The organism is Microcoleus sp. N9_B4 (assembly GCF_036701635.1).
In the GTDB taxonomy this organism is placed as follows: domain Bacteria; phylum Cyanobacteriota; class Cyanobacteriia; order Cyanobacteriales; family Microcoleaceae; genus Microcoleus.
Genome location: NZ_JAUBRC010000035.1, coordinates 39,317 through 63,619, shown reverse-complemented (window position 1 = coordinate 63,619; position 24,303 = coordinate 39,317). Strand labels below are relative to the sequence as shown.

Here is a 24,303-nt window from a genome sequence, read left to right as displayed (position 1 = left end):
TCCCCATCTCCCTATCTCCCCATCTCCCACTCTCTAAGCTGGTTGAAGTTGCTGATGAAATAGCTGCTTCACCTGCATCCACGAGTCGGCTGCTGCCGTAGCGTCGTAACTGCCGCGGTGGTCGCAGAAGAAGCCGTGATCGGCATTGTAGCGGAAAATTTGGTGAGAAATACTGTGTTTTTGCAATTCTGCGGCGATTTGGTCAACTTGTTCTAAGGGAATGCTGGGGTCTTGAGTGCCAAAAAAGGCGTAGAGAGTGCCTTTAATGTCTGCTGTGCGGGCGATCGTGGGGGTTCCGCCGCCGGGGGTTAGGGTGGCGATACCGGCGCCGTAGAAGGACGCTGTAGCCTTGATTTCGGGCAAAGTAGCGGCAAGGTAGGCGACGTGCCCTCCAAAGCAGAAACCGATGCAGCCAAAACCTTCTGGTTTGACAGAGGGTAGAGTTTTGAGGTAATCGATGGTGGCTTGGATATCGCCGAGAAGTTCGGAAGCTGTGGTTTTTTCTTTGTATTCTCTGCCGATTTGGATGGCTTCGGGTGTGTAGCCGGTTTCAAAGCCGGGGGCTTGACGCTGGTAAATGGCTGGGGCGATCGCCACATATCCTTCTTTTGCTATTCTTTCAGTAACTTCGCGGATGTGCGAGTTGACGCCAAAGATTTCTTGAATCACGATAACTGCCGGAAATTGCCCTGGCGAGGCTGGTTGGGCTAGGTATCCAGCTATTTGCAAATCCCCGTTAGGAACTGTGATGTTTTTGGTGATAATTTCGGCTTTTGTCATCGGGAGTTTTAAGGTAAATGCCACTCTACTTATTTTAAGTTAACTTGGGGAATTTTTAGGCAATACGCCAATAATATTTTTCGGAACTGGGAAGCGCAAATACTGCAAATATGGCAGGTAAAAATTCGCCAATTATTGAAGGTTTAGGTTTTGCTGAATAAGTCGGGGTCGATCGCTCTTAGCAATTAATTGGGGTGAAATCCCGGTAAAATATAGGTTTTGGTCTGGAACCTGCTCAAATATAGATTTTGATAAGCCTAGGATTTAGAACATTTTATCGGAATTGTTCGGGAGACTTTTTAGATAAGTATCTAACTCGATTAGCTGTTAAATATGAGATAATTATTTTTACAATAGTGGAGTATTTTTTAAATTCCTGTGCTTTTTTGTGGGCGAAATTCTTGTGTGTTTTTTGCTAATTGTAAGTAGTATTTTAGGGCTATATTGCGGTAGGTTGTTGGTTTTTCTTTGAGCTTCCCTTTATGGGCAGTTGATGTAGTACAGTGTTTTTGAGTGTGCTGAATTGAGTGAGACTGAGTATGGTAAGTTACGATCGCCACGCCGAACAAGGTCATCCAACCAGTTGAGGAGATGGATGGAGGCTAGGACTCAAGTCTAAGTTACGATCGCCACGCCGAACAAAGTCATGCAACCAGTTGAGGAGATGGATGCAGGCTAGGACTCAAATCTAAGTTACGATCGCCACGCCGAAGAAGGTCATGCAACCAGTTGAGGAGATGGATGCAGGCTAGGACTCAAGTCTAAGTTACGATCGCCATGCCGAACAAGGTCATCCAACCAGTTGAGGAGATGGATGCAGGCTAGGACTCAAGTCTAAGTTACGATCGCCACGCCGAACAAAGTCATCCAACCCAAGGAAGACAGTATTTGGTTTTTTCCGCTGTACGCTTGCTGTCAGGGTAAGATCGAAAGTATTGGTGGCGTAGAGCCCGTTGAGCGCAGAATATTTTTTGTTTAGTTTGCGTCTATGGGTAGGTGTTAAAATCGGAGTATCAAATTTTTCGGCTCAAACTCATGTGCAGCAAGAGTTTGATGCCCCTAGTGTGAAAAAAAGATAGACGCAAAGTCTGAAAGCTTTACAGGATAAGGTTTTGGAGTGAGTATGGAAACTAAGGTATTGACAAGCCGAAGGCTGGAATGGTACTTTTATCTTAGCTGGACGCAACTGCACCTTGAAAACCAAATACACCCTGGCTTCTGGAACGGGCAGCCGGAAAATACCTAAAACCCTATCAGGGATTGAAACGTAGATGTTTTCTCCTCCCCAATGCCAACAACACCGCCGGAAAATACCTAAAACCCTATCAGGGATTGAAACAGGATTGTCAGAACCGGCCATAATCCAAGCATCCAAAGCCGGAAAATACCTAAAACCCTATCAGGGATTGAAACTTTCTACTGATGCCCCATCATGGAGTCGGTTGTGCGCCGGAAAATACCTAAAACCCTATCAGGGATTGAAACTCTACAACTGTACCACAGCCTGTCTACATTCCGCCACGACCTGTAAAGCCGGAAAATACCTAAAACCCTATCAGGGATTGAAACTCCCAGCGCGGCTCGAAAGCTTGCGGCATAACCTCGAGCCGGAAAATACCTAAAACCCTATCAGGGATTGAAACGGAAAAGAAACCCGACAAATTGCTGGAGCCGGGAGCCGGAAAATACCTAAAACCCTATCAGGGATTGAAACATCAATCAATTACCGCCTCCGGGGCAAACACAAAAGCCGGAAAATACCTAAAACCCTATCAGGGATTGAAACGATTAAGATTGACGGCGCTTGCTCTGGGCCGATAAGCCGGAAAATACCTAAAACCCTATCAGGGATTGAAACAATAGTTCACATGAATTTATTCAACGAAGACAAACAAGCCGGAAAATACCTAAAACCCTATCAGGGATTGAAACAGAATCATCGACATTGTGCATCGCTTTTTTTAACGCCGGAAAATACCTAAAACCCTATCAGGGATTGAAACTTAGTCCCCTTCTTGTAGGCGATTCGGAGCGGAAGGCAGCCGGAAAATACCTAAAACCCTATCAGGGATTGAAACTATCGCCTTTTGGGAACTTGAACTAATGGCCGAAGCCGGAAAATACCTAAAACCCTATCAGGGATTGAAACACGGTATGGATGCGCCGATAATCGTAGAAATAGAGCCGGAAAATACCTAAAACCCTATCAGGGATTGAAACCATTTAGAGACTGCTTCAAGATTACCAGTCAACTGCCGGAAAATACCTAAAACCCTATCAGGGATTGAAACGCTAAATATTTAATTTGATTTTGATTCATGGTATTTTGCCGGAAAATACCTAAAACCCTATCAGGGATTGAAACGCACACATTGACAATCAGTGAATTTTCGGATTAAGCCGGAAAATACCTAAAACCCTATCAGGGATTGAAACCGATCGAATATGCCGAACTATGCGCCAAATACCGCCGGAAAATACCTAAAACCCTATCAGGGATTGAAACTCTTCCACCTCACGCCTCACTTCGTTGTGAAAAGCCGGAAAATACCTAAAACCCTATCAGGGATTGAAACAATTGAATAGTGATTTAGGGCTTTAACATAGAATCAAGCCGGAAAATACCTAAAACCCTATCAGGGATTGAAACGATTGCCTTACACCATTTAGAATAGTGTAGACATAATGCCGGAAAATACCTAAAACCCTATCAGGGATTGAAACAAGGACACGTAAAGTAACCATGAATCCCATCGGGGCGCCGGAAAATACCTAAAACCCTATCAGGGATTGAAACCCATTCAAAACTTACAAACCCTTTTTTACTATTTAAAGCCGGAAAATACCTAAAACCCTATCAGGGATTGAAACGTGCAGCTTCACTGCATTCAAAAGGAGCATAAAAGCCGGAAAATACCTAAAACCCTATCAGGGATTGAAACAGAGAATTAAAGCGCTCAATTTCAGCAGAATCGACGCCGGAAAATACCTAAAACCCTATCAGGGATTGAAACATGACTAACACCTGTACACACTGTATACAGTATGCCGGAAAATACCTAAAACCCTATCAGGGATTGAAACGTTAAATCTTTCAATCCTCACTCTCGGATTATTCAAGCCGGAAAATACCTAAAACCCTATCAGGGATTGAAACGAAACTGCAAACAGTGCTCTTGCTGAAGCCCAAAAAGGCCGGAAAATACCTAAAACCCTATCAGGGATTGAAACAGATTGGAGAATGGTTCGCCTTCCACCCCTGGCAAGTCAAGCCGGAAAATACCTAAAACCCTATCAGGGATTGAAACAAAATAATGGCTCCGGCAATTACGGTTTTTGCGCCGGAAAATACCTAAAACCCTATCAGGGATTGAAACATTCAAGATGTTTTAGTTGAAGTCAAAGTGCTAGGCCGGAAAATACCTAAAACCCTATCAGGGATTGAAACATGGGACAATTTCAAGCCCAAGCTGTATCAAAGAGCCGGAAAATACCTAAAACCCTATCAGGGATTGAAACTTGCTCTAGCTGCAGAAGATGTACCAACTTGCTGAAGCCGGAAAATACCTAAAACCCTATCAGGGATTGAAACTAGCCCTTTCCACATGAAACCAGCAATTACCGTAAGCCGGAAAATACCTAAAACCCTATCAGGGATTGAAACGCTTTAGCAATAGTAAACTCCCCCTCCAACTCTGCCGGAAAATACCTAAAACCCTATCAGGGATTGAAACGCGCTTCTTCAGGAGAATAAAGCAGTGGCAGCCGAAAGCCGGAAAATACCTAAAACCCTATCAGGGATTGAAACTTCATTTGATTCACTGGCTAATTTGTTGACACTTCGCCGGAAAATACCTAAAACCCTATCAGGGATTGAAACATCGGCCAAATCAACTGCAAACAGATCGAGCAACAGCCGGAAAATACCTAAAACCCTATCAGGGATTGAAACGCACCCGTAGTTTTTCCAGCCCAATTAATAAATCCCGGCCGGAAAATACCTAAAACCCTATCAGGGATTGAAACACATACCGAGATGTTTCAGTGTTTGCATACTGAGGCCGGAAAATACCTATTTCCCCATCTAGGGCTTGAAACGCCCAAACTACAAAATTATTGGCTCAAAAATAGACCTCTCCTCTCTCTTTTTATCTCCTCCCATAACCTCAAGCAATCGATCGACTACACGCCTCCAAGTAAAATTTTCAGCCACAAAAGCCGGGCCCGCAATCCTGGCCTTCGCAGCCAATCCAGGCTGTTCGATCGCCCTTTGCATCAAATCAGTCAAATCTTCCCACTCAGGAGCTAAGATAAATAAGGTTTCCCCGTCACTCTCCACAGCCGTAAATTTACTCTCGATCCGCTGTGCAAAGTTCGATCGCGTAAAATCATCCGTAGGGCCGCCCGCAGTGCAAATAACCGGCAAACCGCAAGCTGCAGCTTCCAACACCGGCAGATTAAAACCTTCTGCCAAATAGGGAGAAACATAAACATCTGCTGCTTGGTAAAACTCTGCTATTTGAGCAAAAGATAGCTGGCTACCAGTATAAATTAATCTCGGTAAAACCCTCGCTCTTTCCGCATCGTTGAGCACAACTCGGCAGGCTTCAGCAATCTCGTCTCTCGACGGATAAAGCAGTTCAGAACCTTTTAAAACTAATCTCGCATCTGGATATTTGTCAACTACCGCAGCGAAGGCTTTTAATAAAGGGCGAATACCTTTGCGATCCGTTTGCCCGCCGATGTTTAAAAATATAAAATAGTTTGACCAGCCCAAGCTTTGGCGCAGTGATTGACGCCGATCGCCCGCAGCAGGATAATAAATCTGAGGATCGACTCCCAAAGGTACGACGGCAATGCGATCGGCCTCAACTCCGCTGCGAATTAAACCGGCTTTTGACCAAGCTGAAGGTGTAATAATTTTCGTTTCTGAATTAACCGGGGTTTGGGCGATCGACTTAACACCCATCGCCTGTAATACTGAACTGGTAACAATCCCCCATTCTGTGGCTGCAAATACCCAAGTTTGAGCGCTGCTGGAGGCAGAGAAGTCCCACGGGCAGTACATTCGCAGAGTAACATCCGCTGACTTATTTACCGCAGGACTCTTAATGCTGCGAAGTAATGTTTCATTGGGGCGATCGAACAAACTAATTTTCGTCTCCCAAGCTGCGTCTATGTAAGGCATATCGCGGTGGAAAAGCTCTATTTTTCCTGGCGGGCGATCGAGCATTTCCAGCAGTTGAAATTGATTGGCTACGCAATAGGAATGATAAATAAAACGCCAGCCTTCAACAATAATCTGCAATTCAAAACTCCTGTCCAAGAATTTAAAGTCATAGCAGAAGGAATAAGGAAGAAGGCATTAGTTAGTGGTTATTTGTTATTGGTTACTAGCTTGGGGTTGCCAATTCCCAATGCCCATTAGTATCAACTTAAGACTAAAACCATTTTAAAATCAGGGTTGTAGCCGAGTCTCGATCCCCCTAAATCCCCCTTAAGAAGGGGGACTTTGAGAATACTCTTGTCCCCCCCTTAAGAAGGGGGGCTAGGGGGGATCTGGGCCTAATCGTTAAACAGTATACCGCTACTACATTTGACGTTAAGTTGACACCAATGCCCAATTCCCAATGCCCAATTCCCAATGCCCAATTACCAATTACTAATTACCAATTCCTTACTTAATCACTTGCCAATCCATAATCCGCCACTGTCCGTCTTGACGGATCAAGTCGTAGCGCACCCGCAGGTTTTCATTGCGCGAAGAAACGAGTTGAGAACGATCGAACACTTCGGCTTTTTCCGCGACTTGGGCTTCAACTTGGGCGCGATCGGGATTAGTCGGATTTGTGGTAACTCCATTAACTTGCAACTTGTGTACATAACGCTGGTGAGCGTTGTTACGCTGTTGAGCTTCTGCCATCAATTGCCAGCGAGACAAAGCCGGTTCTGTCAGAACTTGCCCTAATTCTGCGACAGCGTGATTGGGGCCCAAAGCCGCTGCTTTCGCCGATAGCCAGCTTTGAACTATTTGTCGGGCTGATTCCTCAGTGATTGCTCCCGACACTGCGCCTGTGGCACTCGGCTCTGGGGTCGCGGCCAAGGCAGGGATTTCTAGAGGCGGTTCTTCCAGGCGGACGAGGGCTTGCTCTCCTTGGAGGGGGCCCGATAGGGCTTGCATCGCGCTAGCCAACAGACTGAGTATTAACCACAGGAATAACAGGCTCAGGACACCTGCGACTAGAAGCAAAGCCAGCCTGTTTGGAGGCATGGACTTGACTTGGGTGGTAATTTCTGCAGCCTTGGTGCGCGCCCGATCGACAAAATCGCCCTTTAGCCCATTGCCACTGGCTCCGCTGCGCCCTGAATGTTGGCGTCTGCGATGTTTGGAAGTCGAGTCTGCGGGGTGTGGCACTGTAGCTATCGGGAGAGAGACGGCGGCAGCAGCGGGGCTCGGCGCGGCCACCGTTGCCGGGGATTTAGCGCCCGAGGTTGCGGTGGAAGCGTCGCCCGGTACGGGTGTCAAGGTGACGGTACTGGCTCCCTGCTTGGCTGTGGGTGGCTGTGCGGGTATGGCAGCGGGCGATCGGCCTGCTGTCGGCTGCAGTCGCCCTGGGGGCTTGCCGGAGCGGGGCTGCACGACGACCCATTCGTTGGCGGTTTCTGCGTCCTGTGGCAAAGCTTCTAGGTAAGCTTGTACTTTCGGGTCGGCAAAATAGTCTTTCAAGGACACTGACTCGTTGGCCAAGTCCCGGAAGTGGGGAAACACTTCTTCTTGTAGCCAGTGTTCGGCGTACAAGCACAGTCCGGGCAACAAGTCGGGTGAATCTTGGGAATGTTCGCGAATGAAGGCCAGGGGTTCTTTTTCCGAACTGAGTTCGAGGGCTCTGCTGGCTTCTTCTGTCTGGCCCAGAAGCAGGGAACAGACGGCTTTTTCCAGGTGAACGTCTTGGCGGCGACCGAGCTGCATCAGCATCAGCTTGGCCCGACGGATCATCGATGGCTGTCTGGCGGCAAATCCTTGGGCTAACAGGGTGTAGACCGAGAGGTAAGTGGCGACTGCGGAGGGGCGGCCGGCTTCGGCTTCAAATAGCGCCTGCTGCTCGCTGCTGGTTAGGTGTTTACGCATTTGCTGCACGAACCGGAGGAAGTCTTCTATTCCTAAACCCGATCGATCATCTCCCGAACCGTCGATACCGCCTCGTTCTTGAAGCATTTCTCGCAGGATTTGCAGTCCCCGGCGACGCTCAGCGACTTTTTCTTCGGGGAGTGATAATAGCTCTAAAATGTTGTACGGACGGAGTTTGTATATGTCGGCTTGCATTTCACCCCTCACGCTTGCAAATAGGCTTTCGCGCAGCAGCAATTCTTGACCTGCTTCTAATGATTTTGCGGCATTTTCGTACTGACCTTGCTGCCACTGTTCGCGGCCGAGTTCTAGACAGGCAAGGCTGACGGTTAAAACTATATCTGGCCTCACGAGCTGGGGGTCGCCGAAACGACCTTCTGCGATCGCGATGCTGCCATTGTTAAGATACGGGCGACCCAGCTTCTGTACGAGTTCGTATTCTCCCAGTTCTTGCAGTATGAGCAGGGCTCCTACGAATTGGTTGTCATCGATTTCAATACTTGGAGTGTGGGGGTCGGGAGCAGCCTCTAAAGCCTTGGACTCTGCCGGAGCGGTTTCTCCTGCGTCTTGCAGGACTGTGGCCGTGCCTGCTGAGGTTTTTGACCTCTGGTGCTTGGCTTCCTGTGCGGCTTCCGACTCTCGATCGTAAGTTTTGGCTAAAAAACTGGCATCGTAAGCTTTGCGCCCCTCTGAGTCTGACAGAACGGCGCAGGCTTCATCGAGCAGTTGTTTGCGGGCGACGATCGCAACTTCGGAATACTCCCGGCGCGGAAGCTGTAAAGTTCGATCGCGGTGAGCCTGCTGCAACTGTTCGGCAGTAGCTTGAATCGGTAGACCCAAAATCCGGTAGTAATCTAGTGGAATTAACATAAGTTAAAGAACTGTCCACTTCCCCAAAGCGCTAGCAACTGAATTAGCCTATCTTAAGTGACATACTCCCGCAAACCAAATCAAAAATTCTGGTGTTGGCTTCCAACCGCCCCATTCACGGTATGTTGGACTTGCCGTAGAGATACTCTGATTTTTTCCCTCTACAGCGTTTTACAGTGAGGAAAATGCAAAGGCCCACTGCCCGTCAGCTAAATGAGTTGTCCAACTCTTGAGCATTTTCGGGTTTGAGAGTAATGGAATTATATCATTCGTGTGCATGGGGTTTAGATGGGAGTTGCCTCTCCGAGTCCCGGCAATCCGCCCCGCCTGCCAAACTCATTTTAACAATTGGTGAACTGCTGCGGAGCCAAGGTGCGATCGTTTTCTGCTGCGGTTGTGTCCCATCTCGGTTTAAATTTAGATGTCTAGGAAGCCGATCGTCGGGTATTAATTATTTATGGTTCAGGAACGGACTTTACCAGTTTTTGACGCGCAAAGCGTAAACATTTCTCGGGATGAGGGCTTAATGCTCTACGAGGATATGGTCTTGGGGCGCTACTTTGAGGACAAGTGTGCTGAGATGTACTACCGGGGCAAAATGTTTGGTTTTGTCCACTTGTACAACGGTCAGGAAGCTGTCTCTACTGGCGTGATTCGATCGATGCGCCGAGATGACACTGATTACGTCAGCAGCACCTACCGCGATCACGTTCACGCTTTGAGCGCGGGCGTCCCGGCGCGGGAAGTAATGGCGGAGTTGTTCGGGAAGGAAACTGGTTGCTCGAAGGGCCGCGGCGGTTCGATGCACATGTTTTCGGCCGAACACCGACTGTTGGGAGGTTATGCTTTTGTGGCTGAGGGGATTCCTGTAGCTACGGGGGCGGCTTTTCAATCGAAGTACCGCCGCGAAGCTTTGGGGGATGAGAGTTCTGATGGCGTGACTGCTTGTTTTTTTGGCGATGGTGCTGCAAATAACGGGCAGTTTTTTGAGTGTTTGAATATGGCGGCTTTGTGGAAGTTGCCGATTATTTATGTTGTGGAAAACAACAAATGGGCGATCGGGATGGCCCACGAGCGAGCTACTTCTGACCCGCTAATTTACAAGAAGGCTCATGCTTTTGGCATGGCTGGTTTTGAGGTTGACGGGATGGATGTTTTGGCGGTGCGGGAAGTGGCGAAAGAAGCTGTAGCGAGGGCCCGGGCAGGCGAGGGGCCGACTTTGATCGAGGCTTTGACTTATCGCTTTCGCGGCCATTCTTTGGCTGATCCTGATGAGTTGCGTTCTAAGGAAGAGAAGGAATATTGGTTCCCCCGCGATCCGATTAAGAAGTTGGCTGCTGATTTGATCGATCGAACTTTGGCAACTGCTGAAGAATTGAAAGAGATCGATAATAAAATTCAAGCAGTAATTGATGATGCAGTGGATTTTGCTGAGAAAAGCGCTGAGCCAGATCCTAGCGAATTGTATCGGTTTATCTATGCAGAAGATGAGTAAGCTGTTGTGCATTTAACTTGTATGTTTAGGGCAACCAGGATGCCCAACCCCTACTCCCCACAATAGTGATAGAAGCCCGTAGGGACACGGCGAAAGCCTTTGTCCCTACAGCACTTCCTAAACCTGGAATACGCTGTAAGACTTACGTACAAACTCTACTTGTAGGGGGTGCACTGCGAACCTTACTACCATAAATTGTGGCTATAATCAAAGGCAGACTTTATAGACGAAAAGAGAGGCGATATGATAAATCTCGATCGCGATCTAACTCAAGCCAGCAAAAATATGGGTGCAGTTCGAGTCAAAGTCAAGCTAACGAATGCCATTGATGAAGCCTTAGTGAGTCGAGGAGTTCTCAATCCAAATCTGTTGCGCGTTTACGAAGCAGAAGCACTGATAGATAGTGGCGCAGTCAGAACTGCGTTACCTGCGGATGTAGTAGAGCAGCTCGGTTTAAGAATTCGGAGTCAGGAAATAGCAAAATATGCTGATGGCAGACAAGAAACAGTAGGATTGACTGAACCTATTATCATTGAAATAGAAGGGCGCGAAACGATTGAGGCGGCAATGGTTTTAGGCGATATGGTGCTAATCGGCCAAACTGTGTTAGAAACTTTAGATTTGCTAGTAGATTGCAAAAATCCGCGTTTAGTTCCCAATCCCGAAAATCCCGACAGGCTTGTATTGAGAGTTTAATACTAAATCCAGCTTAAATACCTCCCCGGCGGCTAGCGAATTTTGGATAACCTGCTTTCCCGGAACGATATCGACTAAACGCATCTTTCAAGTCAATCAAAGCATTTTGATAAACTCGACTAGACAACTGGTTCATCCAAACGAATTTAGGCTGTTTCTTGACGTGGTTGGTGAGAACTTTTTTGACTTCGTTGAGTACCTTCGAGTCGGAAAGCTTCCCCTCACCATAGATTTGGGTTCGCAGGCTTAATCCAAAATTAAATACTACGCGCCAAAATCCTACGTGTTTTGCCATCAAGGTCGCTTCATTGTTATTCAATTTTAGCGCTCGTTAGACGCCAAACATAGTTATACTTACTCGGAGCTGCTTACTTGATTAACTATAGAGGAATCCGAACAAGGATCTATACCCTCTACAATATTCTTAACTTTTGCTTTATATTTCCGCAGTCCGTAGAGGCGGGAAGAAAAACAGTGGATTATTGAAAGCAAGTCTTGAGTCAATTCTTCATGCGGTGAAAGGCTTTCGGCGTTGGCGACGATAATTGTCCCGCCATTCCACTCTAGAATTTGCTCGACAAGTTCAAAACCAAATCGGCACAGCCTATCTTTATGGGCCACGTACAGCACCCTAACATCGCCCAGCATCGCCCATTGTAAGATTTGCAGGAATTTGGGACGTTTGAAATTGAGTCCACCCCCAATCTCCTGAATGGAGTCTGTGATAGCAACTCCTTGCGCCAAGCAGAATTGTTCCATAGCTTGTGTCTGACGAAGTAAGTCTTGTTTTTGTCCAGTGGACGAGACGCGACAATATACAATCACCCGATGGGGTGGCGTTTTACCGGTCTTTAGGTTCCGGACTATATTTAGGTGACTTTCTGAATAAACACGCTGATTGCCCAGTGTCCTCTCAGGGATTAACTTGCCTTCCCTTTCCCAGCGCCGTAACGTAGAGCTTGAGACTCCCACTAATTTTGCGAATTCTGCCACTTTCCACATAGAACTTTCTCTCGGCGATTAACTATGGATAAGTTTAGCAAATTATTTGGCACTTAAGTCTTGCTCAAATGCCATAGTAGCCCCTAATCATAAGGATGGTCGCATCGGGTGAGCGGCATCCCCTAGTAAGGTGATTCTCTCTATCCCCCCATTGGGATACTGGTTCCCGCTCAAAGACGCCAGTTTCCACAATGGTGGTAGGAGCAGTTGCTCGAATAACCCTTTCAACAAAGGGAGTCCATTGGTCAAAAACTTGCAGAACCATTTAAAAGTAGTTGCCTTTGGAATCGAATCAAGCTGACAATCGAGAGGTTCTGAAAATGGCGTGAGATTGTCAGAACCAAGCTGATCTTTAAATAATTGTGCTTGATCCCTTACCATCTCCCTCGACTTCCCAAGTCCTAACTTATTTCTTTTATCTGCTATTCCTTGATTTAGAGAAGGATAAACGCCAGAGAAGTAGGCGCGAAATAAACACAGTAAAACCCCGACTGGACACTCTCAGTTATAAGCTTGTTAAATATTGTTATCCAAGGAACTTTAGCCCAAGAACCATTCCAGGCTGAAGCTTTTACGCTATAGATTTCGGGTAATTCCAATTAAGCACTTATTGATTTCGCCACTACATTTCTGACATAACTAGCAAAGAAATGTCCCTTGAAGTTGTCATTACTGACTAATGGATATTTGCAAAGGATTTTTTCAATGGACTCTGTAAGCGCCCGAATCAATAATTAAGGTTGCATCTTCAATTTAATTATCGTGCCTCACCAACCAGGGCGAACGCATCTAAATTGTATGTTAGCAGAACCTGGTATATTGGAGAATGATTATTGAGTACCTACCAAATATTTAATCAAAGTTCGTTCTTATGAAGATCAAACCTAAAATCACCATTGCCGACCATTTTGCCGACTTAGAAGATCCAAGAATTGAGCGAACAAAACGCCATCAATTAACTGATATTATTACCATCTCAATTTGTGCCGTGATTTGTGGTGCTGATACATGGGTGGATATCGAAAGTTACGGTCACTCTAAATACGAATGGTTAAAGAAATTTTTAGAATTGCCGAATGGCATACCGTCACATGACACAATTGCGCGAGTATTTTCTCGCCTCAAGCCGGAACAGTTTCAGAAATGTTTTTTGAACTGGATTCAATCTATTAGTTGCTTCAATCCAGGAGAAGTGATCGCAGTTGATGGCAAAACTCTTCGCCATTCTTACGATCGGGGAGGAGACAAAAAAGCCATTCATATGGTAAGTGCTTGGGCAACCAGTCAAAGATTAGTTTTAGGGCAAGTTAAAGTCGATAAAAAATCTAATGAAATTACGGCAATTCCGGCTTTATTAAAAGTATTAGAATTAAATGGAAGCATTGTCACCATTGATGCGATGGGCTGTCAGAGGTCAATTGTAAAGTTAATTGTTGAACAGGGGGGAGACTACGTAATCACCTTGAAAAAGAACCAGCCATCCCTATATGCCAGAGTAGAGGAGTTGTTTAAACAAGCAATTAGCCAAGGATTTTCTGGCTTTACACATACGGTTTATTCGCCCAAACAAGAAAACAATCACGGTCGCTCAGAAATCCGACATCACAACCATGTTAAGTGATATCAAAGAGCTGATTGACCCCGACAATCAATGGGAGAAACTTGACAGCATAGGTATGATAGAATCGGTGCGAATGGTGAAGGGGAAAACGACTATCGAAATTCGTTATTACATTAGTAGTTTACCAAATAATGCTCAAAAGTTTGGTGAATCAGTACGCAGCCATTGGGGGGTTGAAAATTCCTTACATTGGGTATTAGATGTGGGTTTTCGCGAAGATGATTGTCGGATTAGAAAAGATAATGCTCCGCAAAATTTTGCGATTCTTAGACATATCTCTCTCAATCTTTTAAATCAAGAAAAAACCTCAAAAACTGGAGCAAAGAACAAGCGACTTAGAGCCGGGTGGGATGATGAGTATTTGACTAAAATCCTCGCTGTTTCAGTCAACTAAATTCTCACAAACAACTCATTGCTAACTATTATACAACTTGTAAACAGTGGTTGTAAGCTTTTTATTGTCTCAAAAATGGCAGCCAGTAAAAATCACCATTAATTAGTTCCTCTTTTCTCTTAAAAGTCATTACAAAGTGTGTTTATAGCTTCTAACAATGGTGAATTTATCTTAAAATATACTCATCACTGATGAACAGTGTTCAATAAGATGCGTTCCCCCTGCCTCACCAACAGCTTTCAAATATTAACTCTGCCGATAACCCTTGATGATACCGCAACTGCGGTATAACATTCTATACTAGGTGTTAACTGCAGCAAACAAACACAACATTAGCCGATCGCCCCTCCTGTTATCGCAGTAAATACAGCGCCGCCCCCAACCCGCAAATCTCCCTTGCAGAAAGTACCAGAAATGTGATACGGTTGAAGCTTGTGTCCAAATAACACCAGTCCATGCCAAAACTCAAAACTCGCAAAGCAGCCGCAAAGCGCTTTAGAGCGACCGGCAGCGGTAAGATCGTGCGCCGCAAAGCTTACAAAAGCCACTTGCTACAGCACAAAAGTTCAGCTCGCAAAAGCCGTCTCTCTAAGCTGGTCGTCATTGACGAGACCAACGACGCTAACGTGCGGTTAATGCTTCCATACTTGTAAAGTTTAACGGAAATTAAAGATGACACGGGTAAAACGCGGTAATGTCGCCAGAGCGCGCCGCAAAAAAATTCTCAAATTAGCCAAGGGTTTCCGAGGCGCACAGTCGAAACAGTTCCGCACAGCTAACCAACGGGTGATGCAGGCCCTGCGTAACGGTTATCGCGATCGCAAAAAACGCAAACGCGATTTCCGTCGCCTGTGGATTGCTCGGATCAATGCCGCCTCGCGCCAACACGGCACGAGCTACAGCAGACTGATCGGCAACATGAAAAAAGCCAACATCGAAATCAACCGCAAAATGCTGGCACAAATGGCGATCATTGACCCCGCAACATTCGGTAAAGTCGTGGAAATGGCTAATCGAGCCGCAGGCTGAAAGTTCGCTTGATTTTCAGAAGGCAGAAAGCAGAAGTAAGAAAGATTTAACTGTCTGCCAGAGAAGGAAAACTCCTGATAAATTTAGGAGGTTGAGACAAACTTTCCTTCTTTGTTCTTACTTCTGGGATCTTGCTTTTTCAGAAATCGCGATCGGGTCAGTCGATCGCTATTTCCTTGTTTTTTATACAGTTGCAGAGGCAGATATCAGAGATTTCTACCGCCTTAAAATAAATAAAACCTTCCACAGACCTACCTAATTTTAAGAAAAACATGGATAGTAATTTGCTCATTATTTACTTGTCAGTCCTGCTCGCTATACTCGGCAGCACTTCCTGGTTTGTGGTGCGCCAGATTCTCAAAACTCGGAAACTGGAAATGTCTTTGGAACGCTTAGAAAATAAGCTGACAGTTGAAAAAGGAACAGCACAGGAATACTACGAATTAGGAAGTATCTATGTAGATAAAAAGCTTTACTCCCAGGCGATCGTACTGTTTCAAAAAGCCCTGAAAGCCAAAGACTTAGAAGGGGAAGAAAATCAAGCCGTTATTTACAACGCCCTCGGTTTTGCACACTTTGGTCAAGAACAGTACGACATCGCAATCCGCCACTACAAAGAAGCCCTGAAGTTGCAGCCAGAATACGTTACATCTCTCAATAATCTGGGTCACGCCTACGAGCGCAAGAAATTAACAGCTCAAGCCTTGGAAATGTACGAACAAGCTCTCGCCTGCGATCCAGACAATGCCACTGCCAAACAGCGAGTCGAGTCCCTCCGGAAGCGTTTGGTAATCTATAATTGAGTGCCCATGTTAGGAGCAATAGAGATCCCGCAAACCTGGTTTCATTCAGAAACCGGGTTTTTTCTTCACATAGTTCAAGATACTAAACTATCCAACACATTAATGCGTTAGTTTTTAAGAACAGGAATTCCGAGTCAAGCTCGATCGCACACCGTCCCCGCACTTTAAATTAATGTCAAGATAAAAGCAGTACCTGCAATACCGGTCAGTCCTAACAATAGAAGGAGGAGAACGTAGTGACATCAATTCTCGTTGTCGAAGATTCGTGGTTGACTCGCAGGGTAATCTGCAAAATTCTCCGAGCAGAAGGATACGAGACTTGGGAAGCATCCAGCGGCCCTGAAGCTCTAGAACTGCTCGGCACTAAAACCCCAAACTGTATGCTCTTAGATCTGCTGATGCCGGAAATGGAAGGTCGGGAAGTCCTGCAAGCCATGCGCGATCGAGGATATAAAATTCCAGTGATCGTAATTACCGCAGACATCCAAGCAAGCACCCGCTCCGAGTGCATGGAACTCGGAGCGATGGCTGTCATTCACAAAATGCCCAACTCAGACGAACTAATCGGGTGGATCAAAAAAGCTCTCAGTGTCAGCCAGGAGGGCACCCAATGAAATTAAGCACTCGACAGCTCGATGCTTTGCAGGAACTCGTCAACATCGGGATCGGTCAAGCCGCAGGGGTTTTGAACGACATGATCGACTCCCCGATTCGCTTGCAAATCCCCTACCTTCAAATTCTGACTCCCACCGACGTGGAAGAAGAGTTAGAGCAGCACCTCAACGGCGAGCAAATCGCCGCCGTCCAGCTCAAATTCACAGGCTCCTTTGGAGGCATTGCCCAGCTAGTCTTTCCCACCAACAGCGCTGCCTTGCTGGTGACCATGCTCACAGGGGAAGAAGTTGGAACTCACGATCTCGATTCAGTCAAAATTGGTACGCTGAGTGAAGTGGGAAATATTGTAATTAACGGGGTTATGGGTGCAATCAGCAACGTACTTCAGCAGCGCCTGAACTACTCAATTCCCACTTATAGCGAAGGGACGATTGCTAGTTTGCTGATCTCTGGCGGTTTAGCTACTGATACAGTTGTTTTATTAGCCCAGACCAGTTTTATGATTGAAAGGCTTCACATTGAAGGAGATATTATTCTTATTTTCAATGTTAATTCCTTTGACACCTTGTTGACTGCTATCAATCAACTTGCCGGGGGTCTATGATTGAGGAAAGCAAAAGTATTAAGGAAAAGTTTGGGGTTCTCGACAGCGTACCAGTCGGCGCCTGCTTGCTGCAAGATGATTTTGTGGTGCTGTTTTGGAACACTTGTCTGGAAGAGTGGACAAAAATTCCCCGCAGCCAAATATTGGGAACAAAGATCACAACTCATTTTCCTCACCTCAGTCAGCTAAAGTACGCCACTCGCTTCAAGCAAATCTTTGCAGGAGGCCCACCAACAATTTTTTCTTCTCAAATTCACAAACACCTGATTCCGGCAACTTGGCAAGACGGCCAACAGCGAATTCAGCAAACTACTGTGACTGCTGTGCCAGCCCTAGAGGCCGGCATAGAAGAACAGGAGATTAGAGACTGGGTTCTCCAGACTCTTGAGTTAAAACCAGACGGTACTGTCGGAGTCGGATCACCAAGAAGTGCTTTTGTGTCTAGGGAATCTCCACCCTCAGTTTCGTCATCAATATGGCCGGGCGTCAATTCCCCATCGTTCTACGCGCTGCTGGTGATTCAAGACGTGACCGACCTCACCCATCGCATCCAAGCTTACCGCACAATGCGGGATCAAGCTTTGGAAGAAGTGCAAGTGCGTCAGCGGGTGGAGGAAGAATTGCGATCGAGCCAGCATTTCATCCAGCAGATTGCTGACGCGGCGCCTTATTTACTGTACATCTACGATTTGACCGAACAGCGAAACGTTTATGTCAACGGTCAAGCTTCTAAATTGCTGGGCTACACTCCCTACGAAATTTTACAGATGCAAACTGCTTTGTACTCCAGTTTGGTGTACCCAGAAGATTTGCCGAGGCTCAAAGCCCATCAGCAAAAATTTCCCTCGACCCAAGACGGGCATATTTTGGAGTTGGAGTATCGCCTCAAACATCGATCGGGCGAATGGCGCTGGTTTCGCTGCCGCGACCAAGTTTTCGCCCGCACAGCCGACGGCTGCCCCAAACAAATTTTCGGCACTGCTCAAGATATCACCGAGTACAAGCGGGCAGAAGAGACGCTGCGGCAGCAGAACGAACGAGAACTGCTGATGGCGACGATTACTCAGCACATCCGCCAGTCTCTGGATTTGGGCGAAGTGCTCAACACGACTGTCACAGAAGTGCGCCAGTTTCTTCAGGCCGATCGAGTGATGATCGTCCGCTTCAACTTCTGTAAAGGCTGTCTCTGCGCCGGCCCGGCGACGGGGGCGGTGACAGTGGAATCTGTAGCTGCCAACTGCCGGCCGATGCTGGGAGAAACCTTGGAAAATTTCTGTTTTGACGAGTTCTATCTCGAAGCGTACCAACATCGAGCGATCCGACCGATCGCCGATGTCTTGGCCGCGGATTTGCCGCAATATCAAATTGACTTGCTCGCACAATTCGCGGTGAGAGCTTATTTGGTAGTGCCTTTAGTGCAAGGAGAAGAGTTGTGGGGGCTGCTGATGGCCCACCAATGCAGTCCCCGGCAGTGGATGCAGTTAGAAGTAGAGTTGCTGTCTTCTCTGGCCACCCAGTTGGCGATCGCCATCAAGCAAGCAGAACTATACCAGCAGTTGCAAGCCGCCAACCTCAAGTTAGAGCGTTTGGCAACTTTAGACGAACTCACGCAGCTAGCAAACCGCCGCCGTTTCGATCAGTATTTAGAAATGGAGTGGCGCAGACAAGCGCGGGAACAAACGCCCATGTCCCTAATTCTGTGCGATATTGATTCTTTTAAAAGTTACAACGATACTTACGGGCATCAAGGCGGAGACGAATGTTTGCGACAAGTCGCCGCAGCGATCAGCAATGCAGTCAATCGCCCCGCCGATTTAGTAGCTCGCTACGGAGGCGAAGAATTTGCCGTTATTTTGCCCAATACCGCGATCCAAGGCGCTGTGCTGGTAGCCGAACACATACAGCTCAAAATCGCAGCTTTGCAGCTTCCGCACGCTGGTTCTCAGGTGAGCCCGTACGTCACTCTCAGCCTGGGCGTAGCGAGTATTGTTCCTGGATCTGAATCTGGAGCCGAAATTCTGATTGCAGCAGCCGACCAAGCGCTTTATCAAGCTAAACGACTTGGGCGCGATCGTATCCAACTTTACCAGCCTGATCCTGCTGCTGGCAAGGCGAATGGTACAGGCACTTCGATACTTCCTGTAGATTTTTCTCTACCCAACAGTAATTTGCCATCTCCCACCAACGCTTGACGAATTGCCATATTTGTGGATTCCGAGTAGTTATACCACTCCGCAAAAAAAAATGCCACTGTAAGCCCGTGATCCAAACCCTAATATCCCTCTGCTGTAACTTATCGCCACAACTCCAGCACAACCAACTTTCTTTCTGAGCTCCGTTACATCAGAAGAAAGCGAATCCGTTGCCGAACTTCCTTCTTCAACATCTGCTATATCCTTGAGGGTTGCAGGTTCGGGATGCTAAAATCGAGCCGTACCATTTATCTATTGGTATTTGCTTTCCGATCCGAAATCCTAAGTCTTCAATAATTTGTCGGGTTTCCGCGTGAGTGTGACCAGACCACAAGTGATATTATAAAGAAAGGTTTTGCACAAGTTGCCAAGTATCTCGATCTTCAAATAACAGCCCTTCTGCACCTTCGCAGTCTACTTTGGCTAAATCGACGTTACCACCAATTCGCTCGATCGCCCTGCGAAATGATATCATTGGTATTTCGCCGCTTTCGCTAACTGTCGATCGGGTTTTTCCCGAAACTTCCCGAATGTCGAGGACTACTTTACCATCTCGGTCTCCTACTGCTTCCATAAAATATGTAAAATTTGCGATTTGAGATTGATGTTTGAGGTAATTTTCTAGGTATGGATTAGCTTCGTAGGCGTGAATTACGGCCTGGGGAAACCTGTTCCTCGCAGCAATCGGAAATAAGCCCACATTGGCTCCAATATCAATAATTGTCATCAGCGATTCAGATAGTTGCTCGACTCCGTAGCAGTCGTCTAAAAGCACTTCTATAAATTCTCCGTCCATGCCTTTCTCTGAAGGCACGTTTACTTGATGCAGTTTTCCTTGCACAATTAATTGTTCGGGCAATTGAAAGTTATACCAATTTTAAAAAAGAATGCAACAGTATTCTTGTCCCCCCCTTAGCAAGGGGGGGCTAGGGGGGGTCGAAGAGTGTTGCACGATTTTAGAGAAATGGTATTAGCAACTCTGTTAAATTTAATCCCTAACTTTTTGGCTCGAATTTGGCGCTGCACGAGTTGCTGAAGTTTATGGACAAGCATAGGGAGAGATGGAGATTTGTTTTAATTTTAAAATAACGTTAGATGATGGAAAAGCCTGTAGGTAATAATTCACATTTTGCACCGCTTGTAAATCGAGTTTAAGTCTGGAAATTGAACCTGAAGGGAAGAGTTTTAGTCAACAAATCCGGCTGATTGCGAGTTTGTTGAGAAGGCGCTAGACATCATTACAGAGAGTTATTTTTTTGTTCATAAGAAGAGGAAATCGAGAGTAAATATGCTTTAATATATGTCAAAATGCGCTTCAAAACACGGAATTGAAAAATGTTAGAGTTCGATGGACTGCTCCCAACAATTGAAGAGTTAGTAATGCTCCACCTTCCCAGGGCTGGGGAGTCGGAAATTAACTAGCGGTTGAGGGAAAAATTCGCCAGCCCGCGAGTGAATGCTTGGCTCGATCGTGCAAACAATGCGATCGCCCTAATTCCCGACCGCAATCCCCAAAAGTCGATCGCCATTACCGCTGACAAAGACGAAATTCGCACCCTAGAGAATCTAGCACTGATGCAGGCTCTACTCGATAACAACTCAGAGTGCTTCCTATTTTTGACACAGTAGACTTTTTGCCTGAATCTTGAACACCTGGGTTTTAGTACCTGCTTATACGTCCGGTGAGGCTGGCCACCACCGCCACTAACTCGGCAGCATCTACGGGTTTGGTCAAATGCATCTGAAAACCGGCTAATAGTGCCTGCTGACGATCGTCATTTCGGGCATAAGCCGTCAGCGCGATCGCGGGTAGCCTACCGCCCCGCAGCGCTTCAAGTTGACGCAACTTGCGGATCAGCGAGTAGCCATCCTCATCCGGCATCCCAATATCGCTCACTAAAACATCGGGGCTGCGATCGGTTCCGGTTTCGATAATGGTCAAGGCCTCCTTGACGGAAGCCACAGCCATGACATCAGCACCATACTTTTCGAGAATCGTGCTCAGCAACTCTAGCGCGTCAGCCTCGTCCTCTACAACTAAGATTTGTAAGCCTTCAAGGGTCGGCGAGGCCTGAAACCTCCCATGCGCCTCGACGATCGAGTTTAATGGCTCTGGATCGCTCGGTGGTAGATGGATAATCATCACGGGCAGTTTGACTGTAAAGGTCGTCCCCTGTCCTATCCCTGGACTCACTACCGTTACAGTCCCGCCATGTAATTCAACTAATTGACGCACAATGGCTAACCCTAAACCCAACCCCCCATAACTGCGAGTAGTCGTGCTGTCGTGCTGGCTGAAGCGATCAAAGACAAACGGTAGAAATTCCGAGCTGATGCCTGCCCCAGTATCGCTGACAGTAATTTCAACATGGGAATTAACCCGCTGCAAACGAATCTGGACTCGCCCGTCTTTAGGCGTAAATTTGAGGGCATTAGAAAGTAGATTCCACACAACTTGCTGCAACCTATCGGCATCACCCAAGAGCGGGGCAACTTCAGAATCGAGCACGCTTTGCAGGCGAATTGACTTTGCCTCAGCCGCCAACTGTACAGACTCAATCGCCGATTCAATCACCGACACGAGGTTGACAGGACGGACTCGGAGGCGCAGTTTACCTGTGATGATGCGAGAAACATCCAGGATGTCTTCGATGAGCTGGGCTTGAGACTTCGCGTTTCGCTCGATCGTCTCCAAAGCCCGCGCCACCTTATCCTCACTCAGGTTTTTCTGCCGTAACATCGTTGACCACCCTAAGATGGCGTTGAGAGGAGTTCTGAGTTCATGAGAAAGAATCGAGAGAAACTCATCCTTGGCACGGTTGGCTGCCTCTGCCTCTGCCCGAATTATTTGTTCACGCATCAATAATTCATCTTTGGTGCGATTAGAAGCTTCCAGTTGGGCAGTGCGTTCCTGCACCCGTTGCTCTAGCTCCACATTAATCGCCTGGATACGGCGGCGACTCTCTTCTAGTTCCTGGTTTGTAAGGGCAAGTTGGGCTGGACTGGGCGTATCGAGTGCCACTGGAATTAAGGGAATCAATAAAAAGGTGAACGTATAGAAAGACCAAACACCAGTGATAGCTTTGATCAGTCCTGAAACCCAATAAATGGGGTGCCAAAGTGTCACTATTTCCATCAGGTGCGTCGTGCCACATAAGGCAAAGATAAAAAAGAAACCCACCAGCAGCGTCACCGTGTCGGCAGGCAGATCCTTACGCTCATTTGTAAAGTAAACAATGGCAACCGCCACCGAGTAATAAGCGAGGGTAGTCAAGGCATCGGACGTTATGTGCAGCCAGACTAACTCCGGTTTCCAGAGGTAACAATGCCCGTGAGGAATGAAATTATTAGAAAAGAAGGTGCTCAAGAAGTCAGGCATATTAGTTTACGGCACTGTCAAGTTAATTTAGGGGGTGTCATCAATTCAACCAGATGACCGCAGCAGCCAGAAGAATCGCACGCCGGAAAGTTCACCGCCCTAGGGTGACAGCGCGTCGCGATTGCCGGATACTGCTTCAGCTTGGGAAAAAAGTTCTCAATCAAATGACGGGCTTTGTACAATTGAGCATCGTAAGTTTCCAGGGTCTTGCAATTGCGGCGAGGTGAAATCACGGTGGTCTTGCCCTCGGATTTGAGGCGGTCAATCACACGCTGATCAGGATCATAGCCCTTGTTAGCCAGCAGTGTATCCGCCACCAGTAATGGCTGCAGTTGGTCGCCTCCTACTCGCGTCACCAGTTTGTCGGGGGTGAAGTGAAACCCCAACGGATTGCCCAACGCATCCACGCGCTCGCATGAATCTTGTTACTCAATCGCCCTTTGCTGCCTCCAATTGCTTCATTCCTACGCTCCTCAAAAAGCTCAGCAGGAAGATGTTTCTTTAAAGTGGGAAAATGCCTGAATTAAAACTAAGTGTACCGCCGGGGAAATAGAGAGTAAATCTGCTTTAATATATGTCAAAATTCGCTCCTAAAAACGAAAATCAAAAATGTTAGAGTTCGATCGCCTGTTCCAAACAATCGAAGAATTAGTAATGCTGCACTCACCCAGCGGTGCGGAATCGGAAATTAACCAGCGGTTGATGGAAAAATTCGCCGCCCTAGGAGTGAATGCTTGGCTCGATCGCGCGGACAATGCGATCGCCCTAATTAAGGGTCGCAATCCCGAAAAGTCGATCGCCATTACCGCCCACAAAGACGAAATTGGCGCCCTAGTTAAAACAATAGGCGAGAGTGGCCGGGTGGAAGTCCGCAGATTGGGCGGCTCGTTTCCTTGGATTTACGGCGAAGGCGTGGTGGATTTGCTCGGAGACAAGCAAACAATTAGCGGCATTCTCAGCTTTGGTTCCCGCCATGTTTCTCACGAATCTCCTCAGAAAGCTCAGCAGGAAGATGTTTCTTTAAAGTGGGAAAATGCCTGGATTGAAACTAAGTGTACCGCCGAGGAATTAGCCGAGGCCGGAATTCGACCGGGCACGCGGATGGTGGTGGGAAAGCACCGCAAGCGCCCGCTGCGGTTGAAGGATTGGATCGCGAGCTACACTCTGGACAACAAGGCTTCAGTGGCGATTTTGCTGGCTCTGGCGGAATGTTTGAAAGAGCCTGCGGTGAATGTTTATTTGGTAGCGTCGGCGAAGGAGGAGGTTGGGGCGATCGGAGCTTTGTATTTCACCCAGCGCCAGCCGTTGGACGCGCTGATCGCTTTGGAAATTTGCCCTCTGGCACCGGAATACCCGATTCGTGACGGCGAAAACCCGGTTTTGCTGGTTCAGGACGGCTACGGAGTCTACGATGAAGGATTGAACGCCCAATTGCGCGCCGCCGCCGCAGCATCGGATGTAGAGGTGCAGTTGGCGGTAATTAGCGGTTTTGGGAGCGATGCTTCGATCGCGATGAAGTTCGGCCACGTAGCCCGCGCCGCTTGTTTGGCTTTCCCCACCCAGAACACCCACGGCTTTGAAATTGCTCATCTCGGGGCGATCGGCAATTGCGCCGCCATCCTCAAAGCCTACTGTGACGAGCTTTGGGACGAGTAGAAAAAAAAGTTTCGCAAAGTAGTTGACAGATTGGGAAA

The 24,303-nt window shown here is 47.2% G+C and carries 19 protein-coding genes, 1 pseudogene and 1 CRISPR repeat array; of the genes and pseudogenes, 11 read left to right on the top strand and 9 right to left on the bottom strand.

What is annotated here, in order from left to right:
- Positions 1–33: 33 nt before the first annotated feature.
- The 3 genes from QUA43_RS21765 to QUA43_RS21755 form a co-directional block, all read right to left on the bottom strand.
- Positions 34–780, bottom strand: coding sequence for a dienelactone hydrolase family protein (locus QUA43_RS21765; RefSeq protein WP_333376415.1), 747 nt, complete (start codon positions 778–780; stop codon positions 34–36).
- 1,230 nt (positions 781–2,010) lie between these two features.
- Positions 2,011–4,806: direct repeats of the CRISPR family, unit length 37 nt; unit sequence GCCGGAAAATACCTAAAACCCTATCAGGGATTGAAAC.
- Between the two features lie 79 nt (positions 4,807–4,885).
- Complete coding sequence (locus tag QUA43_RS21760; RefSeq protein ID WP_333376414.1) at positions 4,886–6,088, bottom strand: glycosyltransferase family 4 protein; 1,203 nt, start codon at positions 6,086–6,088, stop codon at positions 4,886–4,888.
- 369 nt (positions 6,089–6,457) lie between these two features.
- Positions 6,458–8,779 carry an IMS domain-containing protein gene (locus QUA43_RS21755; RefSeq protein ID WP_333376412.1) on the bottom strand — a complete coding sequence of 774 codons (2,322 nt, stop codon included), beginning with the start codon at positions 8,777–8,779 and terminating at the stop codon, positions 6,458–6,460.
- A 457-nt stretch (positions 8,780–9,236) separates the two neighbouring features.
- Here QUA43_RS21755 and pdhA point away from each other — a divergent pair, with 457 nt between their 5' ends.
- Complete coding sequence (pdhA, locus tag QUA43_RS21750; RefSeq protein WP_006634162.1) at positions 9,237–10,274, top strand: pyruvate dehydrogenase (acetyl-transferring) E1 component subunit alpha; 1,038 nt, start codon at positions 9,237–9,239, stop codon at positions 10,272–10,274.
- A 243-nt stretch (positions 10,275–10,517) separates the two neighbouring features.
- On the top strand, positions 10,518–10,970 hold the full coding sequence (locus QUA43_RS21745) for a retroviral-like aspartic protease family protein (protein WP_333376410.1): 453 nt from the start codon (positions 10,518–10,520) through the stop codon (positions 10,968–10,970).
- Positions 10,971–10,983: 13 nt separating this feature from the next.
- On the opposite strand, the gene QUA43_RS21740 is transcribed toward QUA43_RS21745, so the two are convergent.
- From QUA43_RS21740 to QUA43_RS30925, 3 genes are all read right to left on the bottom strand, one after another.
- Positions 10,984–11,289 (bottom strand): helix-turn-helix domain-containing protein, encoded by a 306-nt coding sequence (locus QUA43_RS21740; RefSeq protein WP_333376408.1) that lies wholly within the window; start codon positions 11,287–11,289, stop codon positions 10,984–10,986.
- Positions 11,290–11,324: 35 nt separating this feature from the next.
- Positions 11,325–11,972, bottom strand: a complete 648-nt coding sequence (locus QUA43_RS21735) for an IS607 family transposase (protein WP_333376406.1) — start codon at positions 11,970–11,972, stop codon at positions 11,325–11,327.
- A 434-nt stretch (positions 11,973–12,406) separates the two neighbouring features.
- Complete coding sequence (locus QUA43_RS30925) at positions 12,407–12,571, bottom strand: MrcB family domain-containing protein (protein ID WP_445301991.1); 165 nt, start codon at positions 12,569–12,571, stop codon at positions 12,407–12,409.
- A gap of 272 nt (positions 12,572–12,843) precedes the next feature.
- On the opposite strand from QUA43_RS30925, the pseudogene QUA43_RS21730 reads away from it, so the two are divergent.
- From QUA43_RS21730 to QUA43_RS21700, 7 genes and pseudogenes are all read left to right on the top strand, one after another.
- A pseudogene (locus QUA43_RS21730) lies at positions 12,844–13,987 on the top strand (ISAs1 family transposase).
- Positions 13,988–14,442: 455 nt separating this feature from the next.
- The gene (gene rpmI, locus QUA43_RS21725) at positions 14,443–14,640 is read left to right on the top strand and encodes a 50S ribosomal protein L35 (RefSeq protein WP_006634164.1); all 198 of its coding nucleotides are present in this window, start codon (positions 14,443–14,445) and stop codon (positions 14,638–14,640) included.
- A gap of 19 nt (positions 14,641–14,659) precedes the next feature.
- On the top strand, positions 14,660–15,016 hold the full coding sequence (gene rplT, locus QUA43_RS21720) for a 50S ribosomal protein L20 (RefSeq protein WP_333376405.1): 357 nt from the start codon (positions 14,660–14,662) through the stop codon (positions 15,014–15,016).
- Between the two features lie 272 nt (positions 15,017–15,288).
- On the top strand, positions 15,289–15,819 hold the full coding sequence (locus QUA43_RS21715) for a tetratricopeptide repeat protein (protein ID WP_333376403.1): 531 nt from the start codon (positions 15,289–15,291) through the stop codon (positions 15,817–15,819).
- A 236-nt stretch (positions 15,820–16,055) separates the two neighbouring features.
- Entirely contained in the window at positions 16,056–16,433 is a 378-nt protein-coding gene (locus QUA43_RS21710; RefSeq protein ID WP_333376401.1) for a response regulator, read from the top strand.
- Positions 16,430–17,038, top strand: coding sequence for a chemotaxis protein CheC (locus QUA43_RS21705; protein ID WP_242719468.1), 609 nt, complete (start codon positions 16,430–16,432; stop codon positions 17,036–17,038). Before QUA43_RS21710 ends, QUA43_RS21705 begins: the two co-directional genes overlap by 4 nt.
- Positions 17,035–19,230 (top strand): diguanylate cyclase domain-containing protein, encoded by a 2,196-nt coding sequence (locus QUA43_RS21700; protein WP_333376399.1) that lies wholly within the window; start codon positions 17,035–17,037, stop codon positions 19,228–19,230. The genes QUA43_RS21705 and QUA43_RS21700 overlap by 4 nt, the downstream gene beginning before the upstream one ends.
- A 340-nt stretch (positions 19,231–19,570) precedes the next feature.
- Here the strand turns inward: QUA43_RS21700 and QUA43_RS21695 are convergent, their stop codons facing one another.
- Positions 19,571–20,089, bottom strand: a complete 519-nt coding sequence (locus QUA43_RS21695; protein ID WP_333376397.1) for an FkbM family methyltransferase — start codon at positions 20,087–20,089, stop codon at positions 19,571–19,573.
- Between the two features lie 566 nt (positions 20,090–20,655).
- Here QUA43_RS21695 and QUA43_RS21690 point away from each other — a divergent pair.
- Positions 20,656–20,859 (top strand): hypothetical protein, encoded by a 204-nt coding sequence (locus tag QUA43_RS21690; RefSeq protein ID WP_333376396.1) that lies wholly within the window; start codon positions 20,656–20,658, stop codon positions 20,857–20,859.
- A gap of 31 nt (positions 20,860–20,890) precedes the next feature.
- Here the strand turns inward: QUA43_RS21690 and QUA43_RS21685 are convergent, their stop codons facing one another.
- Both QUA43_RS21685 and QUA43_RS21680 read right to left on the bottom strand, forming a co-directional pair.
- Positions 20,891–22,609, bottom strand: a complete 1,719-nt coding sequence (locus QUA43_RS21685) for an ATP-binding protein (protein WP_333376394.1) — start codon at positions 22,607–22,609, stop codon at positions 20,891–20,893.
- 17 nt (positions 22,610–22,626) lie between these two features.
- A complete protein-coding gene (locus QUA43_RS21680; RefSeq protein ID WP_333376392.1) occupies positions 22,627–23,016 on the bottom strand; it encodes a hypothetical protein in 390 nt (129 codons plus the stop codon).
- Between the two features lie 202 nt (positions 23,017–23,218).
- Between QUA43_RS21680 and QUA43_RS21675 the strand changes: the two genes are divergently transcribed.
- Positions 23,219–24,265 carry a M42 family peptidase gene (locus QUA43_RS21675; RefSeq protein WP_333376390.1) on the top strand — a complete coding sequence of 349 codons (1,047 nt, stop codon included), beginning with the start codon at positions 23,219–23,221 and terminating at the stop codon, positions 24,263–24,265.
- The last annotated feature ends 38 nt before the right edge of the window (positions 24,266–24,303 follow it).

Coding starts and splice junctions, on each gene's coding strand:
- rpmI (WP_006634164.1), top strand. CDS start 14,443: ATGCCAAAACTCAAAACTCGCAAAGCAGCCGCAAAGCGCTTTAGAGCG.
- pdhA (WP_006634162.1), top strand. CDS start 9,237: ATGGTTCAGGAACGGACTTTACCAGTTTTTGACGCGCAAAGCGTAAAC.
- QUA43_RS21745 (WP_333376410.1), top strand. CDS start 10,518: ATGATAAATCTCGATCGCGATCTAACTCAAGCCAGCAAAAATATGGGT.
- rplT (WP_333376405.1), top strand. CDS start 14,660: ATGACACGGGTAAAACGCGGTAATGTCGCCAGAGCGCGCCGCAAAAAA.
- QUA43_RS21755 (WP_333376412.1), bottom strand. CDS start 8,779: ATGTTAATTCCACTAGATTACTACCGGATTTTGGGTCTACCGATTCAA.
- QUA43_RS21700 (WP_333376399.1), top strand. CDS start 17,035: ATGATTGAGGAAAGCAAAAGTATTAAGGAAAAGTTTGGGGTTCTCGAC.
- QUA43_RS21765 (WP_333376415.1), bottom strand. CDS start 780: ATGACAAAAGCCGAAATTATCACCAAAAACATCACAGTTCCTAACGGG.
- QUA43_RS21705 (WP_242719468.1), top strand. CDS start 16,430: ATGAAATTAAGCACTCGACAGCTCGATGCTTTGCAGGAACTCGTCAAC.
- QUA43_RS21715 (WP_333376403.1), top strand. CDS start 15,289: ATGGATAGTAATTTGCTCATTATTTACTTGTCAGTCCTGCTCGCTATA.
- QUA43_RS21675 (WP_333376390.1), top strand. CDS start 23,219: ATGTTAGAGTTCGATCGCCTGTTCCAAACAATCGAAGAATTAGTAATG.
- QUA43_RS21685 (WP_333376394.1), bottom strand. CDS start 22,609: ATGCCTGACTTCTTGAGCACCTTCTTTTCTAATAATTTCATTCCTCAC.
- QUA43_RS21735 (WP_333376406.1), bottom strand. CDS start 11,972: ATGTGGAAAGTGGCAGAATTCGCAAAATTAGTGGGAGTCTCAAGCTCT.